The sequence below is a fragment of the Sediminibacterium sp. genome (genome assembly GCF_051861365.1).
Classification (GTDB): domain Bacteria; phylum Bacteroidota; class Bacteroidia; order Chitinophagales; family Chitinophagaceae; genus Sediminibacterium.
Genome location: NZ_JBHYCW010000010.1, coordinates 1 through 15884, shown reverse-complemented (window position 1 = coordinate 15884; position 15884 = coordinate 1). Strand labels below are relative to the sequence as shown.

General features: G+C 39.1%; 13 protein-coding genes. 10 read left to right on the top strand and 3 right to left on the bottom strand.

Going from position 1 to position 15884, the window contains the following annotated elements; translation table 11 throughout:
• The first annotated feature begins 25 nt into the window (after positions 1–25).
• The 4 genes from ACTIEV_RS06225 to ACTIEV_RS06210 all read left to right on the top strand — a co-directional run bounded on the left by ACTIEV_RS06225 (position 26) and on the right by ACTIEV_RS06210 (position 6565).
• Entirely contained in the window at positions 26–1144 is a 1119-nt protein-coding gene (locus tag ACTIEV_RS06225; RefSeq protein ID WP_322194730.1) for an efflux RND transporter periplasmic adaptor subunit, read from the top strand.
• Between the two features lie 8 nt (positions 1145–1152).
• Positions 1153–4326 carry an efflux RND transporter permease subunit gene (locus ACTIEV_RS06220; protein WP_439516248.1) on the top strand — a complete coding sequence of 1058 codons (3174 nt, stop codon included), beginning with the start codon at positions 1153–1155 and terminating at the stop codon, positions 4324–4326.
• A 13-nt stretch (positions 4327–4339) separates the two neighbouring features.
• Positions 4340–5782, top strand: a complete 1443-nt coding sequence (locus ACTIEV_RS06215; protein WP_322194735.1) for a TolC family protein — start codon at positions 4340–4342, stop codon at positions 5780–5782.
• A gap of 75 nt (positions 5783–5857) precedes the next feature.
• Positions 5858–6565, top strand: coding sequence for a hypothetical protein (locus ACTIEV_RS06210; RefSeq protein ID WP_322194737.1), 708 nt, complete (start codon positions 5858–5860; stop codon positions 6563–6565).
• On the opposite strand, the gene ACTIEV_RS06205 is transcribed toward ACTIEV_RS06210, so the two are convergent.
• The gene (locus tag ACTIEV_RS06205; RefSeq protein ID WP_322194739.1) at positions 6538–7794 is read right to left on the bottom strand and encodes a 3-deoxy-D-manno-octulosonic acid transferase; all 1257 of its coding nucleotides are present in this window, start codon (positions 7792–7794) and stop codon (positions 6538–6540) included. The genes ACTIEV_RS06210 and ACTIEV_RS06205 overlap by 28 nt on opposite strands.
• Before the next feature lie 111 nt (positions 7795–7905).
• Here ACTIEV_RS06205 and ACTIEV_RS06200 point away from each other — a divergent pair, with 111 nt between their 5' ends.
• From ACTIEV_RS06200 to ACTIEV_RS06180, 5 genes are all read left to right on the top strand, one after another.
• On the top strand, positions 7906–9036 hold the full coding sequence (locus tag ACTIEV_RS06200) for a DegT/DnrJ/EryC1/StrS family aminotransferase (protein ID WP_322194742.1): 1131 nt from the start codon (positions 7906–7908) through the stop codon (positions 9034–9036).
• A gap of 3 nt (positions 9037–9039) precedes the next feature.
• A complete protein-coding gene (locus tag ACTIEV_RS06195; RefSeq protein WP_322194745.1) occupies positions 9040–10341 on the top strand; it encodes a UDP-glucose dehydrogenase family protein in 1302 nt (433 codons plus the stop codon).
• A 97-nt stretch (positions 10342–10438) separates the two neighbouring features.
• A complete protein-coding gene (locus ACTIEV_RS06190; RefSeq protein WP_322194747.1) occupies positions 10439–11416 on the top strand; it encodes a UDP-glucuronic acid decarboxylase family protein in 978 nt (325 codons plus the stop codon).
• A 5-nt stretch (positions 11417–11421) separates the two neighbouring features.
• The gene (gene rfbD / locus ACTIEV_RS06185; protein ID WP_322194749.1) at positions 11422–12309 is read left to right on the top strand and encodes a dTDP-4-dehydrorhamnose reductase; all 888 of its coding nucleotides are present in this window, start codon (positions 11422–11424) and stop codon (positions 12307–12309) included.
• 149 nt (positions 12310–12458) lie between these two features.
• Entirely contained in the window at positions 12459–12968 is a 510-nt protein-coding gene (locus tag ACTIEV_RS06180; RefSeq protein WP_322195548.1) for a GNAT family N-acetyltransferase, read from the top strand.
• A 3-nt stretch (positions 12969–12971) separates the two neighbouring features.
• On the opposite strand, the gene ACTIEV_RS06175 is transcribed toward ACTIEV_RS06180, so the two are convergent.
• Together ACTIEV_RS06175 and ACTIEV_RS06170 are read right to left on the bottom strand one after the other, a co-directional pair.
• On the bottom strand, positions 12972–13433 hold the full coding sequence (locus ACTIEV_RS06175) for a nuclear transport factor 2 family protein (RefSeq protein WP_322195547.1): 462 nt from the start codon (positions 13431–13433) through the stop codon (positions 12972–12974).
• A 68-nt stretch (positions 13434–13501) separates the two neighbouring features.
• On the bottom strand, positions 13502–14062 hold the full coding sequence (locus ACTIEV_RS06170) for a DUF4256 domain-containing protein (protein ID WP_322195546.1): 561 nt from the start codon (positions 14060–14062) through the stop codon (positions 13502–13504).
• A gap of 366 nt (positions 14063–14428) precedes the next feature.
• Between ACTIEV_RS06170 and ACTIEV_RS06165 the strand changes: the two genes are divergently transcribed.
• On the top strand, positions 14429–15628 hold the full coding sequence (locus tag ACTIEV_RS06165; protein WP_322195545.1) for an exo-beta-N-acetylmuramidase NamZ family protein: 1200 nt from the start codon (positions 14429–14431) through the stop codon (positions 15626–15628).
• Positions 15629–15884: the final 256 nt, after the last annotated feature.

The following is a 15884-nucleotide window of genomic DNA, read 5'->3' as shown; positions in this document are numbered from 1 at the left end:
CTATTCATCAATTTAAACGAGTGAAATGAGATCAATTTTACCTGTAATGGGCGTATGCATATTAGTATTCTTTTCTTGTACATCTGAAAATAAGGAAGGACAAAAAGAACAGGAAATGATTTTGCCTGTTCTTGAAATCACAAAGACCGATACACAACTGCTGGTTGATTATGTATCAGATATTCAAGCGGTAAAAAATGTAGAGATACGTGCACGTGTCAATGGTTTCTTAGAGAAAATTTTTGTCGATGAAGGTCAAAGCGTAAAAAAGGGACAACTCCTTTTTCAAATCAATGATTTAGAATATACCACTGATTTGGCAAGAGCAAAAGCCAATGTATCCAATGCACAAGCGGAAGCAAAAGCTGCTGAATTGGAAGTGTCAAGGACAAAGCTCTTGGTGGAAAAGAAAGTGATATCCTCTACAGAATATGAGTTAGCGTCAGCCAGACTCAGGGCAGCTAATGCAAAGGTAGAAGAAGCATTGTCGTTACAGGCGAGTGCTCAAAACAAGTTATCATTAACAAATATCAAGTCTCCCTTTGATGGTATCATTGATCGTATCCCATTGAAGATCGGAAGTATGATTGATCCGGGCGCTTTGTTGACAACCATTTCAGATATTCATGATGTATTTGCTTACTTCCACATTTCTGAGAGTGAGTACTTGCGAATCAAAAAAGGGATGAGTGATACACGTCAAAATGTTCCTGTTCAATTGATTTTGGCTGATGGAACAAAATACCGTCAGGAAGGAAGAATTGAAACGGTTGATGGAGAAATCAATGAAAATACCGGAGCGATTGCTTTCAGAGCAAGATTCCCCAATCCTGAAAAATTATTGCGACATGGTGCTTCCGGGAAAGTGCGTTTGGTTAGCGAAGTGAAAGATGCCATGTTAATACCACAGAAATCAGTATTTGAAATACAGGATAAGAACTATGTTTTTGTGGTTGGTTCAGACAATATCGTAAAAATGCGTGGCTTTACTTATAGCAAACGCGTTGCAGATTTTTATATAGCAGAACAGGGTTTAATGGCCGGAGAGAAAATTGTATATGAAGGTGTACAAAATATTCGCGACGGCATTAAAATCAAACCCAAAATGATCACTGCTGCTAATATGATTGCTTACAAAAAATAATCCATCCCATGTTTGATATATTCATCAAGCGACCCATCTTGTCGCTTGTCATTTCGTTATTAATTACGTTGTTGGGATTACTGGCTTTGTTTACTCTTCCGGTAACTCAGTTTCCTGATATTGTTCCTCCATCTGTTACAGTAACTGCTAAATATACTGGTGCTAACGCTGAAGTATGTGCAAAGGCAGTAGCTACTCCATTGGAAAGAGCCATTAATGGTGTTCCCGGTATGACCTATATGTCGTCTGTATCTAGTAATAATGGTATTACATTAATTACGGTTTCATTTAAAGTAGGTACTGATCCTGATCAAGCAGCAGTGAATGTACAAAACCGTGTTACCACAGTATTGGATGAACTGCCCGAGGAAGTAATCAAAGCGGGTGTTACTACTGAGAAGGAAGTGAATAGTATGTTGTTGTACCTGAATATCATGAGTGATGACAGTACGGCAGATGAAAAATTCATTTACAATTTCGCAGATATCAATATCCTGCAAGAGCTCAAGAGAATTGATGGAGTTGGTTTTGCTGAGATCATGGGTTCGAAAGAGTATGCAATGCGTGTTTGGCTGAAACCAGATAAAATGCTTACCTATAATATTTCAGCTAATGAAGTGGTTGATATTCTTCGTAATCAAAATGTGGAAGCCGCACCAGGCAAAACCGGGGAGAGTTCCGGAATGGATGCCGGCTCTATGCAATATGTACTTCGTTATACCGGTAAAAAAGCCAGTGCTCCTGAATATGAAAATATTGTCATCAGATCTGAACAGAATGGTTCTGTTCTTCGACTAAAAGATATTGCCGATGTTGAATTTGGGTCGATGACTTATAGTATGGTCTCTGAAACAGATGGTAAGCCATCTGCATCTATCATGTTAAAACAAAGACCGGGATCGAATGCTAGAGATGTGATTAAGAATGTAAAGCAACGGATGGCAGAGCTTCAGGAAAGTTCTTTTCCTCCGGGTATGAAATACAATTTCGCTTATGATGTCTCCCGCTTTTTGGATGCATCTATTAAAGAAGTACTTAAAACCTTAGTCGAAGCATTCATCTTAGTGTTTATTGTGGTATTTATTTTCCTGCAGGATTTTCGCTCTACTTTGATTCCTGCATTAGCAGTACCCGTGGCACTGATCGGTACGCTGGCTTTTATGCAGATGCTTGGATTCTCGATTAACCTCCTTACATTATTTGCATTGGTACTGGCTATTGGTATTGTGGTAGATAATGCCATTGTTGTGGTTGAAGCCGTGCATGTCAAAATGAATGAGCATCATATGACTCCTATGAGTGCTACAATTGCTGCCATGAAAGAGATCAGTGGCGCATTGGTTGCTATCACATTGGTAATGTCTGCGGTGTTTGTGCCGGTAGCGTTTCTTTCGGGTCCCGTAGGTGTATTTTATCGTCAATTTTCTCTAACACTGGCTATCTCTATAGTGATATCTGGTATCAATGCTGTTACGCTTACACCTGCCTTATGTGCTTTGATGTTAAAACATGAACCAGCTCGAGTAAAAAAGAATCTGTTAGCCAAATTCTTTGATGGGTTCAATAAAAGGTATGATCAGACATCCTCAAAATATCAGCGGCTGATTGGAGCGATTGTTACTAAACGAATGGTTACCATGGCACTTCTGGTTACTTTTTTTGTAGCAACATGGGGGGTATCAACGATTCTACCAAGTGGCTTTATACCAACAGAAGATCAGGGAATGGTATATGTGAATGTAACAACGCCACCTGGATCTACTGTTGAAAGAACGGAAACAGTGATGCAGCAAATGCAGGAAGCTATAAAGGATATTGAATCAATTGAGAATATTTCAATATTGGCAGGGTATAGTCTAGTGACAGAAGTTGCCGGGGCGTCATATGGAATGGCAATGATCAATCTGAAGCCGTGGAACGAGAGATCTGTATCCGTTAATCAACTGATTAAAGAACTCAGGGAAAAAACTGCTTTTATCAAAGATGCAGATATTGAATTCTTTCCACCACCTACAGTACCCGGTCTTGGTAATGCGAGTGGATTTGAAATGCGAATATTAGATAAAACAGGAACCGGTAATCTTCAACAAACTGCTGCAGTTGCTAATGATCTGATTGACTCACTAGAAAAAACAAAAGAGATCGGATCGGCTTTTACCAGTTTTAACCCCGACTTTCCACAATACCTCATACATGTGGATCAGGACATGGCAGCAAAAAAAGGGGTCACTGTGGAGAATGCAATGAGTACACTGCAAACTTTAATTGGAAGTTACTATGCTACCAACTTTATTCGATTTGGACAGATGTATAAAGTAATGGTACAAGCATATCCGGAATATCGCAATAAGCCGGAAGACCTGCTAAATCTGTATGTAAAGAATGATAAGGGCAATATGATTCCTTATTCCACTTTCATCAGATTAGAAAGAGTATTTGGTCCTGAACAGCTCACCCGTTATAATATGTATACCTCCGCATTGATTACAGGAGATGCAGCTGCCGGTTACAGTAGTGGAGAAGCCATTGAAACATTAAAAGTAAAAGCAGGTGAATTATTGCCTAAAGGGTTTAGTTATGAATGGTCGGGCATGACAAGAGAACAGATTCTTTCAGGTAATCAGGCTGTTTTCATATTTGGGATCTGTTTATTATTCGTATACCTGTTACTAGCGGCACAATATGAAAGTTTCTTACTGCCATTGTCTGTGATCTTATCATTACCTGCAGGTATTTTCGGTGCTTTCTTGAGTTTGAAATTATTTGGATTAGAAAACAATATCTATGCTCAAGTAGCCTTGGTGATGTTGATCGGATTATTAGGGAAGAATGCGATCTTAATTGTTGAGTTTGCAATTCTCAGACGCAAACAGGGGCATCGTATCGCAGATGCCGCCATTGAAGGAGCGGTATCCAGACTGCGTCCGATTCTGATGACTTCTTTCGCCTTTATTGCCGGATTGATACCATTGTGTATTGCTTCCGGTGCAGGAGCGATGGGAAACAGATCTATTGGTACAGCCGCCGCCGGAGGTATGTTGATAGGAACCATTTTCGGGGTACTCGTAATTCCGGGTTTGTACTACTTATTTGCAGTTTTATCTGAACGTACCAAACCAAAGTCAGTAACGGAATCAGTCGCAATAGCAGACGAGAATACAGAACAATTCAGTGATCAATAAAAGTTTGTCAACTATGAATCTACATACTTTGAATAATAAGGTCATTATGATGATCATCATCATTTTGCTGGGAAGCTGTGCAGTACCTAAAGATGCCAATCAGTTTAAAGAAATAGAACTACCTGCTTCATTCACGGATAAAAAAGACACAGTAAGTCTTGCGCAATTAGATCTAAAAACATTTTTCAGTGATACTACTTTGTACGGATTAATTGAAATAGCTATTGAAAACAATCCCGACATACAGAAAGCTTTAAGAAGAATCATGATGGCACAGGCTCAGTTGCAAATGGCACATAATGCAAGGCTTCCTGTATTAGATGCCGTTGCATCCGCAGGCTTCAATAAGTTTGGAAAATATACCATTGATGGTGTGGGTAATTTTGATACCAATCTATCACCCAATATTAAAAAGGATCAACGTATACCTGTATTGACGCCTGATCTATTTCTTGGCTTTAGAAGCAACTGGGAAGTAGATATATGGGGCAAATTAAATGATAAAAAGAAAGCGGCTTTATCAAGGTCCTTTGCTTCAGAAAAAGAACGTCAATGGCTTACTACTCAATTAGCAGCACAAGTAGCATCAATGTATTATGAGTTGTTGGCATTAGACAGTGAGTTGGATATTTTGTATAAGAATTTACGTCTGCAAGAAGATGCATTGGAAGTAGTTAAAATTCAAAAGATCGGTGGAAGGGCAACGGAACTTGCAGTACAGCAATTTGAATCACAATTATTTACTACCCGAAGTTATATAGTGAGTTTGAAGCAGGGTGTTATTAAAACTGAAAATGAACTGAATCTTTTATTAGGTAGGTTACCACAGCCGATTAAAAGGTCTAAAAATATTTTTTCCGAATCGGTATTACCGGAGATTCACACAGGAATACCTGCACATTTGCTGGCAAGAAGACCGGATATCCAAGCTTCGCAGATGAAGCTGATGGCGGCAGGATTTGATGTGCGTGCCGCAAGAAAATCTTTTCTGCCTTCATTGAATATCACACCCTACACCGCATTCAATTCTTTCAATGCATCTATGATGTTAACGCCTGCATCTATTGCTTATGGATTGATAGGGAGTATCAGTGGTCCGGTGTGGAATCGAGGCAGATTAAAAGGAATGTTAAAAGAAGCGGTGGCTTCAGAGGGGGAAGCCTGGTATGATTACCAACAATCTGTATTCAGGGCATACCAAGAAGTTGTAACCTGTATGAATGCCATCACTAATAATACTGATTTGTTTGAGCTAAAAAAGAAACAGGTGTCTGTGTTGGAATCAGCTGTAAAAACAGCGCGGGAGCTGTATGTTACGGGGTATGCCTCCTATTTAGAAGTGATTACTGCCCAAAAAGGAGCACTGGAAACGCAGTTGGAATCAGTAGCTACTTATAGGAATCTGCTGTTATCACAGGTAGATCTTTACAGGGCTTTAGGCGGCGGCTGGCAATAAAATGGTTGCTGACATAATAATGGCGTTTGGAATACGTTTTGTAACTTGAGCAGGCCTTAATGCCATCAACCCCCCATGTCTGTTATGGAAAGAGTAGGCACATTAATCAATAAGCTCAAAGAGCAATTGGAGCAGGGAGCGGATGCTGCCTCTTTATTAATGAATACACGCTTATTACTGGCTGAGTTACAAACTCAGTTGCAGCAGAACCCTGTGCCATTAAAGGGTAAAGTATCTGTAGTCATGCCCGGATCTTTCGAAACAAAGCTATGTGCGGAGGAGCCAGAAAAGGTGGTTGCAACTGAAGTATCATCGCCTGCACAAGAAAAAGTAATTACAAAACATCAGGAACCCTTAGTTGTGGATACCAACTGGGCTATGAATATACCTGTTGAAATTCCCACTTTAGCTCATCAGGCTTCCATAAATGGAACCAAGGAAGTATATGAATTGAATCAAATGCTGGTTGCAAAATTTGAACAACCTGAGATCAATGAAAGATTAAGAGAAGATAAAACAGAAGTAGCCGCCGTATTACAAGCAGCACCGGTTCGCGATCTGAAAAAAGCAGTAGGTATTAATGACCGCTATTTATTCGTGAATGAACTATTCCGCGGTGATGAAAGTATGTATGAGCGAAGCATGAAAACCATCAACGGGTTTTCAATTTATCCCGAAGCACAATATTGGATCGAACGCGAATTAAAAGTAAAAATGGGCTGGGATGAAGGATGTGAGACGGTTAAACTGTTTGATCAATTGGTAAGAAGACGATTCGCTTGAATATAATCCATGATCTTATCACAAGCTCCCGACTTTTCTTTTACATAGGCTCCGGCTGCTTTTCCTGCCTGTTCAAATAAAGCTGAATCATTCAATAAAGATGTGAATAGTTCTTCCAACTCCAATGCATCTTCAATACTATAAGCAGCTTCTCTTTCAATTAATTCAATCGCTTCGGTATACTTATCATATACAGGTCCAAATACCAACGGCTTATCAAATACAGCAGCTTCTAAGGCATTGTGAATGCCATCATCTCCAAATCCTCCTCCAATATAAGCGATGCTGGCATAACGGTACAAGCTGCTAAGCATCCCCATATTATCCATAATCAAAACATGTACACCATCGGGTACTTGTTTCTTTTCTTTAAGTAATGAATACCGAATGGTATGGGTATACAGTTGCTCACATTCTTTCAATCGATCTTCATCAATATCATGTGGTGCAATGATGAAACGGATATTCGGATGATGATTCACAAAATGATCTAACGCTTCATCATCTTCTGTCCAGGTACTACCCGCAATGATCACCGGATAATTACTACAGAACTGTTCAATGAGTTCAAAGGAAGCTGATGCATCCGCAATCTGAATCACGCGATCAAAACGGGTATCTCCACTGATCGAAGCTTTATGGGCGTATCCAATTTGTGCTAACCTTGACAGTGAAGCTTCGTTTTGAACAAACAAATGTGAAAAGCATTGCAGCATTTTTCTATAAAAAGCGCCATACCATTTAAAAAAAGGCTGATCTTCTCTGAATACTCCAGAGATCAATAGAAGTGGAATATCTCTTTCTTTGATTTCATTCAGGTAATAAAACCAATATTCATACTTTACGAAAAGCACCAATGATGGCTGTACGATATTTAAAAATTTCTGAGCTGTATAGGGACGATCCATCGGTAAATAACAAATATGGTCTGCAATCGGATCATTCTTTCTGACCTCATATCCCGATGGAGAAAAAAAAGTCAGCAAAATAAAATAATGAGGATAACGATGTCGAATGGATTCCAGCACAGGTTTGCCCTGTTCAAATTCACCCAATGAAGAACAGTGCATCCATACGACGGGTCGATCATTCTTATGGAATACCACATGCAGTTTCCTGAATTGATCCTTTCTTCCACTGACCCATAGACCTGCTTTTGGGTTGTAAAAAGAGAGCAACCAGGCTGCTTTTGGATAAAGCCATACAAACAAACGATAGAGTAGACGCAAATCAATGATTTATGGGCACAAATTAAGAACTTAAACCGATTTGGATGATGTAGAATGCGAAACCTATTTCAGGCATTTTTGCAGTAGTTTTGCAGCGAAAGGAATGAATATATGAGACCTATACAAATGGTGGATACCCGTACGCAGTACGAACATATCAAAACAGAAGTAGATGCTGCCATACAAGAGGTATTGAATAGCGCAGCTTATATCAATGGTAAAGCCGTACAGGATTTTGCCTCATCACTCAGTCAATATTTAGGTGTAAAACATGTAATTCCCTGCGCGAATGGTACAGATGCCTTACAAATAGCCATGATGGCTTTAGGACTACAACCGGGCGATGAAGTCATTACACCCTCTTTTACTTATATCGCCACTACAGAAGTAGTAGCTTTATTAAAGCTCACACCTGTTTTTGTAGAAGTAAATCCAAAAACATTTTGTATCGATCCGGAAGCCGTACGCAAAGCCATTACTCCTAAGACCAAAGCAATTGTTCCGGTTCATTTGTACGGACATGCAGCTCCTATGGAAGAAATATTGGCGATAGCCAAAGAATTCAATCTCTATGTAATTGAAGACAATGCACAGGCCATTGGGTGCGATTATACTTTTTCTGATGGAACAGTCAAAAAAACGGGTACCATGGGCACCATTGGGGCCACTTCATTTTATCCCAGTAAGAATTTGGGTGCATACGGTGATGGTGGGGCCATTTTTACCAATGATGATGCCTTGGCGAAACAACTGAAAATGGTGGCGAACCATGGACAGCAAAAAAGGTATTATCATGAAGTGGTAGGATGTAATTCTCGATTAGATACCATTCAGGCAGCTATTCTGAATATTAAATTGGGGAAACTGGATGCTTACAATGCAGCGAGACAATCTGTTGCTGATTTTTATAACAAAGCTTTTGCCGGAAATGCAAAGATCATTACACCATTTGTAGCAGCATACAGTAATCATGTCTATCATCAGTACACTTTGGTACTTAATGACGTGAATAGAGATGAATTAGTGGCTTACCTGACTGCGCAAAATATACCTTCTATGATTTATTATCCGGTACCCGGACATAAGCAGGATATGTTCAAATCATTTGCTTTGCCAAGTTATCAGTTAGATACTACGGATTGGTTAACAGCACGTGTAATATCATTGCCAATTCATACTGAAATGGAAACAGAACAATTGGAATACATTACCAAACACGTTTTAAATTTTGTAAACAGATAAGGAATGAAAATAGCTGTTGTAGGAACCGGATATGTTGGATTGGTTACAGGCACCTGCTTTGCTGAAACAGGCAATAAAGTTACTTGTGTGGATATTGATCAATCAAAAGTTGAGAAATTATCAAATGGAGAGATTACGATTTACGAACCCGGATTGGAGAAAATATTTCTTCGTAACCTGAAAGAAGGGCGCTTGAAATTCACGACTAGTCTGGAAGAAGGCATTCGAGAAACTGATATTATTTTTTTAGCATTGCCTACACCGCCCGGTGCTGATGGCGCTGCTGATCTTAAATATATTTTATCGGTTGCAGATCATTTAGGTAAGATACTTACCGGATATAAAGTAATTGTTGATAAGAGCACCGTTCCTGTTGGCACAGCTGATAAAGTGAAACAAGCCATTGCTGCTCATTACAAAGGAGAGTTTGATGTGGTGAGTAATCCTGAATTTTTACGTGAAGGAGTTGCAGTGGATGACTTTATGAAACCTGATAGAGTGGTGGTAGGTACAGAATCAGAAAGAGCCAGAAAAATCATGGGGGATCTGTTTGCTCCATTTGTGAGACAGGGCAATCCGATCATTTATATGGATGAGCGCTCAGCTGAGCTTACAAAATATGCAGCCAATTCTTTCTTAGCCATGAAGATTTCCTTTATGAATGAAATTGCACAGCTATGTGAAAGAATGGGAGCAGATGTTGATATGGTGCGTAAAGGAATTGGAAGTGATGAACGAATTGGTAAACGCTTTTTATTTCCGGGTATTGGGTACGGAGGAAGTTGCTTTCCTAAAGATGTACAAGCTTTGATCAAATCTTCGGCTGAAGCCGGGTATCAATTTAATATCTTGGAGGCTGTTGAAAAGGTCAATGCCAATCAAAAGCTTTACTTGGTTCATAAAATTATGAAATATTATGGTGATCAGTTGGCCGGAAAACATTTTGCAGTGTGGGGTTTATCCTTCAAACCGAATACCGACGATATCAGAGAAGCACCATCATTGGAAATGATTCAAGCTTTATTGGAAAGAGGCGCTACTATTACTGCTTTTGATCCGGAAGCCATGCCCAATGTGCGTAAGCAATTGGGAGATCGCATTCAATTGGCTTCGAATCAGTATGATACACTGCATCAAGCAGATGCATTAATTATAGCTACAGAGTGGAGCGAGTTTCGTACCCCTGATTTTGAAATGATTGAAAATAAACTCAAGCAAAAAGTTATTTTCGACGGACGAAACTTATTTGATGTGAAGCAGATGGATGAATTGGGGTATCATTATGAAAGTATTGGAAGATCGTGAATATAGTTGACGGTTGATAGTTGACAGTAGACAGAAAAGCGTACTTTATTTCCTCCTGTCAACTATCAACTGTCAACTGTCAACCCAAAATAAAGGGATGGAAAAAAAACGCATACTCATCACCGGTGCAGCCGGGTTTCTTGGATCGCATCTTTGTGATCGATTCATTCGTGAAGGTTATCATGTTATTGGTATGGATAACCTGATTACAGGCGATATGATGAATATCGAACACTTACTTAAGTTGCCGGATTTTGATTTTCATCATCATGATGTTACCAAATTCATACATGTATCCGGACATCTGGATTATATCCTTCATTTTGCATCTCCTGCCAGTCCGATTGATTATTTGAAAATTCCGATTCAGACTTTGAAAGTAGGCGCACTGGGTACCCATAATTGTTTGGGTTTAGCCAAAGCTAAAAAAGCCAGAATCCTGGTAGCATCTACCAGTGAAGTCTATGGTGATCCATTGGTGCATCCACAAACAGAAGAGTATTGGGGGAATGTAAATCCTGTTGGTCCAAGAGGTGTATATGATGAAGCCAAACGTTTTATGGAGTCCATCACCATGGCCTATCATACCTATCATGGTGTTGAAACCAGAATTGTTCGCATTTTCAATACCTATGGCCCACGTATGCGATTGAATGATGGGCGGGCATTGCCTGCTTTTATCGGACAAGCATTACGTGGAGAAGATATTACAGTGTTTGGTGATGGTAGTCAAACCCGCTCTTTCTGTTATGTAGATGATCTGGTAGAAGGTATTTACCGGTTACTCATGAGTGATTATAGTATGCCGGTTAACATCGGTAATCCGAATGAAATCAGTTTATTGGATTTTGCAAAAGAAGTGCTCAAATTAACAGGGGCAGGAGTAAAGATTATTCATAAACCACTACCTGTTGATGATCCAAAACAACGCAGACCAGATATCACAAAAGCGAAAGAGATATTAGGATGGGAGCCTACTGTTGATAGGGCAGAGGGATTGAAAATGACATACGCATATTTTAAAAATCTTCCCAAAGAAGAATGGACCAAGCAGCCCAAAGAATTCACGAATTAGTAAATATGCAAAAGCCACTCATTGTTGTTACAGGAAAGAATGGTCAGTTGGGATGGGAGCTGATGCAATTAGCGCAACATTATGCCAATGATTTTGAGTTTCTTTTTACGGATAGAGATCAATTGAATCTTGCGGATGAAGCATCCATTTCTCAATTCTTTCAAACGCATCAACCAGCTTATTTTATTAATTGCGCGGCTTATACAGCAGTAGATAAAGCTGAATCTGAACAAGATATTGCGTATCGTATCAACGCACAGGCAGTTGCCGAGATCGCTCATCACTGCAGTTTTTCTAATACCATCTTGATACATTTTTCAACGGATTATGTTTTTGATGGAAAAGGAACTACTCCTTATGCAATCAATACGCCTACCAGTCCTGTAAATTATTATGGATATACCAAAAGAGTAGGCGAGCAATTGGCTTTGGAAAATCACTCGTCTACCATCATCATCCGAACATCATGGGTATACAGTTCTCACGGACATAATTTTGTAAAGACCATGTTGCGTTTGATGAAAGAACGTGATTCGATAAAAGTAGTGGCTGATCAAAAAGGTTGTCCTACTTATGCGGCTGATTTGGCAGCAGCAACGATGAACATCATAACAGCTTCTCAAAACGGGAATTTTCATCCCGGAATTTTTCATTACAGCAATGCCGGAGAAACCAACTGGTATGAATTTGCAAAAGCCATTCGTGATGCTGCCGGATTGACTTGTACAGTTGAACCGATTACGACATCTGAATATCCTACACCGGCCAAGCGTCCGGGGTACTCAGTAATGGACCTGTCTGCCATTACTGAACAATATCATATTCAAACAAAAGTATGGCAGGAAAGCCTGAGCAATTGTTTGGCCGTGTTGAAAGAAGAGGGGGTAAAATAATGTGAAATAAGAAATCAGGAATAAGAAATAAGAAAGTGATTCTTGAGTCTTGTTTCTTATTTCTTATTCCTTATTTCTCTGTTCTCCTTTCTTTCGCCATTCATCATTTCGGGTATTTCCATCACAGATTGGCAACTTATTTTTGAAATATGGAGATCAAGAATAGTACGATTGTGGATATTGAAACCATTTTCGGCTTGTATCGAATGGCTGCGCAATATATGAAAGAGCGCTTCCCTGTGCACTTTCCTGAATTTGATCGGGAATTGGTGGTGAAGGAAATTGAAGAGGGAAGACAATGGAAAATGCTGATCAATGGAGAGCTGGCATGTATATGGGCTATTACCTGGAATGATCCGCAAATATGGGAAGAGAAAGACAGTGATCCTTCTATTTATATTCATCGAATCACAACCGTACCCGCTTTTCGTGGCAGACATTTGGTGAAAGAGATCGTACGATGGGCCATACAATATGCAAAAGAGAATAATCGAAGCTATGTTCGCCTAGATACGGTTGGAGAGAATCAAAAACTGATTCAACACTATCAAGAAAGTGGATTTACATTTTTAGGAATGGTACAGTTGAAAGATACCAGTGGATTACCGGATCATTATAAACTAGATAAAGTGAGCTTATTTGAGTTAAAAGTAGATTGATATTTATTTTCTCTCAGAACAAACTGATGGCTCCACAGAATAGTCTAAAGAAACAATCTTCCAGCCCTCTTGGGTTTTAAAGAAAGTGAATACATCAATTCCGCAATGATTGAAATTTTGATTGATACTTAGGGTATAGGGCACCCAAGCCATTGCAATTCTTCCATGAATCTTCACTTCTGCGGAAAGCATTTTTTCATAGATCACAGCCTGAGGATTTACAAAGCTCTTCATCCTGTCTTTGAATAAAGCTGTTCTGATCCGCAAACTGTCATTTTGGGTACGGATGGAAGTCGTTTGTCCATCCAATACTACAATACTTTTTAATAGAAGAGTATCCTGCCTCGCCAATGCTTCAAAGAATTGATTCACTTTTTGGAGGATTAGTTTTTCTTCAGAAGGTATGGATTGTCCGTACAGTTGTAGGGAACACAACAAGGCAAATATGAACAGAATTTGTTTCATGTGATGATCATTTGAATACATCTTTGCAGGAACCCAGATTTGTAAGTTAGTAAAAGGATTTAACTTACTTATACTTTTAACGCAGCTCTAAATCCTCTGGCGGCATAATAGGATTGGGCACCATTGTGGTAAATGAATACTTGTCCGTACCGATGATCGCCAAAAATGGCACCTCCTTCTTTTCTAATGGCAAGAGGCGTTAATAACCAGCTGGATGTTTTACGGTCAACCGGTTCAAGTGATTGGAGTAATCGGTACTGTTCTTCATTCAACAAATCAATACCCATTTCTTTGGCCATATCCATTGCTGAATTTTTGGGAGCATGTTCTTTTCTGGATTCAAGTCCTTCGCGATCATAACAAACACTTCTTCTTCCGGTTGGACTCTCTGCAGAACAGTCAACAAATAAATAGCTGTCTGTTTTTTTATCATATGCAATTACATCAGGTTCGCCACCGGATTGTTCCATTGCATGTAATGACCATAATTTTTGCGGTTGTGCTTCTAATTTGGGTTGTACTTTTTTCCAATCAATTCCTTTGTGACGATATTCATTTGCTTGGAAACGTGTATTAAGTTGTGTTAACAGTTCTTTTATTTGCGAAGAGGATAATTTATTTTTTGACATGCTATATGTTTTAAAGATGTTAGTTAATGCAGAGTAGGAAACAAGTTATTGATAAAACTGCTTATAATCGTGCTTGATGGATACGTTATCAGTTTTGTTGACTCCTTGATCTTTTGGCAGCTTTTTAAGCTCATGTTTCCATATGGGGAAATTACTAACTTAAAATAGTTTATAGAAATAAGGCAAAGGGTGTGTTACATTTTTTGGGATGCTTCAAAAATTTACTTTTCTACTCCTTAATATGTTCAAAAAGAGCAATTCTCTGATTCCTTCCTGAGGTATTAACGTGTATAGAACTTTGGAGAAGGAATGATTGCTGGTTTTAAGTATCGGGTTGTACTTATATTTAAGCTTCAAAACAACCTTATGAAGAGATCCTTTCTTTGCTTTTTCATAGTCTTTGGTATTTCCTTGTTAGTAACGGCTAACGATCAGCCTGCTCAACCTATTCTTACCGGTGCAGAACAAACACAATTGTATTTGCCACTATTAAAAGGAAAGAGGGTTGCTATATTGGCAAATCCTACCACGGTAATCGGTAAAACACATCTGGTAGATAGCCTGCAAAAACTCGGAGTGAATATTGTAAAAGTATTTGGTCCGGAACATGGGTTTAGAGGTAATGCCAGTGCGGGTGTAGTAGTATCTGATGAAACAGATATATTAACAGGTATCCCTATTATTTCATTGTTTGGTCGAAAAAATAAACCGAGCAAAGAAGATCTCGCAGATGTGGATCTTATGATCTATGATGTACAGGATGTAGGGGTACGTTTTTATACCAATATCAATGCACTCGCTCGTTTAATGGAAGCCTGTGCAGAGAATGGAAAAGAACTATTGATACTGGATCGTCCCAATCCGAATGGATATCTGGTGGACGGTCCTGTATTGGATATGAAATATAGATCAGGTATAGGGATGTTTCCAATACCGATGTCACATGGATTAACCGTTGGTGAATTTGCATTGATGGCGAATGGAGAAGGGTGGCTCACGAATAAAGTGAAGTGCAATGTCCGTATTATACCTATTGCCAATTATAATCATGACATGCCTTACACATTACCTGTAAAACCTTCACCTAATTTGAATACACAACAGGCTATTATGTTGTACCCTTCCACTTGTATGTTTGAAGGGGTATACCTGAATCATGGTAGAGGCACCTATTATCCGTTTACGGTTTTGGGTAGTCCTGAGTTAAAAGGGATCTATTCATTTTCTTATACACCCACCAGTATCAAAGGCATGGCAGAAACGCCGCTCTTCATGGATCAGGTATGTTATGGGTTGGATCTTCGGAATTATGATGTAGAGCAATTGAGGAAAAGTAAAAAGATCAATATCAGTTGGATCATTGAATTGTACAAAGCACATCCCTACAAAGAAAAATTCTTTGAAAGACTCAGTGATCAGATGAATTCTATAGAAGTACAAATAGGTGTAGGTGAATTCAGGCAACAAATCATCAATGGCGTTTCTGAAGAAGAGATTCGTAAAACTTGGGAACCGGGGTTGAGTGCGTATAAGGAGATGCGGAAGAAGTATTTATTGTATCCGTAGTGTGGATATTGATTACTTATCTGATCACCCATATTACAACTTTTAGAAAATTTCGAAACTTTCCAAAAGTTAGCATCAACCTTTGGTCTTTCGTCTAAGACTGGGAAGGCAAATACACGCTCAATATCTTTCCTGCTCCCACATATTTATTGGTTTTAACAAGTTGATCTGTGATAGGAGTGCCAAAAGTGATGCCTACAGCTATGGCTAGCGTATCTGAAGTATTTGTAAGTTCTTTTGTTGTTGTTTTATTGAT

Bases quoted from the DNA above. Each gene is read 5' to 3' on its own strand.
- ACTIEV_RS06170 (WP_322195546.1), bottom strand. From the start codon at position 14,062: ATGTCAAAAAATAAATTATCCTCTTCGCAAATAAAAGAACTGTTAACA.
- ACTIEV_RS06165 (WP_322195545.1), top strand. From the start codon at position 14,429: ATGAAGAGATCCTTTCTTTGCTTTTTCATAGTCTTTGGTATTTCCTTG.
- ACTIEV_RS06215 (WP_322194735.1), top strand. From the start codon at position 4,340: ATGAATCTACATACTTTGAATAATAAGGTCATTATGATGATCATCATC.
- ACTIEV_RS06210 (WP_322194737.1), top strand. From the start codon at position 5,858: ATGTCTGTTATGGAAAGAGTAGGCACATTAATCAATAAGCTCAAAGAG.
- ACTIEV_RS06180 (WP_322195548.1), top strand. From the start codon at position 12,459: ATGGAGATCAAGAATAGTACGATTGTGGATATTGAAACCATTTTCGGC.
- ACTIEV_RS06175 (WP_322195547.1), bottom strand. From the start codon at position 13,433: ATGAAACAAATTCTGTTCATATTTGCCTTGTTGTGTTCCCTACAACTG.
- ACTIEV_RS06195 (WP_322194745.1), top strand. From the start codon at position 9,040: ATGAAAATAGCTGTTGTAGGAACCGGATATGTTGGATTGGTTACAGGC.
- rfbD (WP_322194749.1), top strand. From the start codon at position 11,422: ATGCAAAAGCCACTCATTGTTGTTACAGGAAAGAATGGTCAGTTGGGA.
- ACTIEV_RS06225 (WP_322194730.1), top strand. From the start codon at position 26: ATGAGATCAATTTTACCTGTAATGGGCGTATGCATATTAGTATTCTTT.
- ACTIEV_RS06200 (WP_322194742.1), top strand. From the start codon at position 7,906: ATGAGACCTATACAAATGGTGGATACCCGTACGCAGTACGAACATATC.
- ACTIEV_RS06220 (WP_439516248.1), top strand. From the start codon at position 1,153: ATGTTTGATATATTCATCAAGCGACCCATCTTGTCGCTTGTCATTTCG.
- ACTIEV_RS06190 (WP_322194747.1), top strand. From the start codon at position 10,439: ATGGAAAAAAAACGCATACTCATCACCGGTGCAGCCGGGTTTCTTGGA.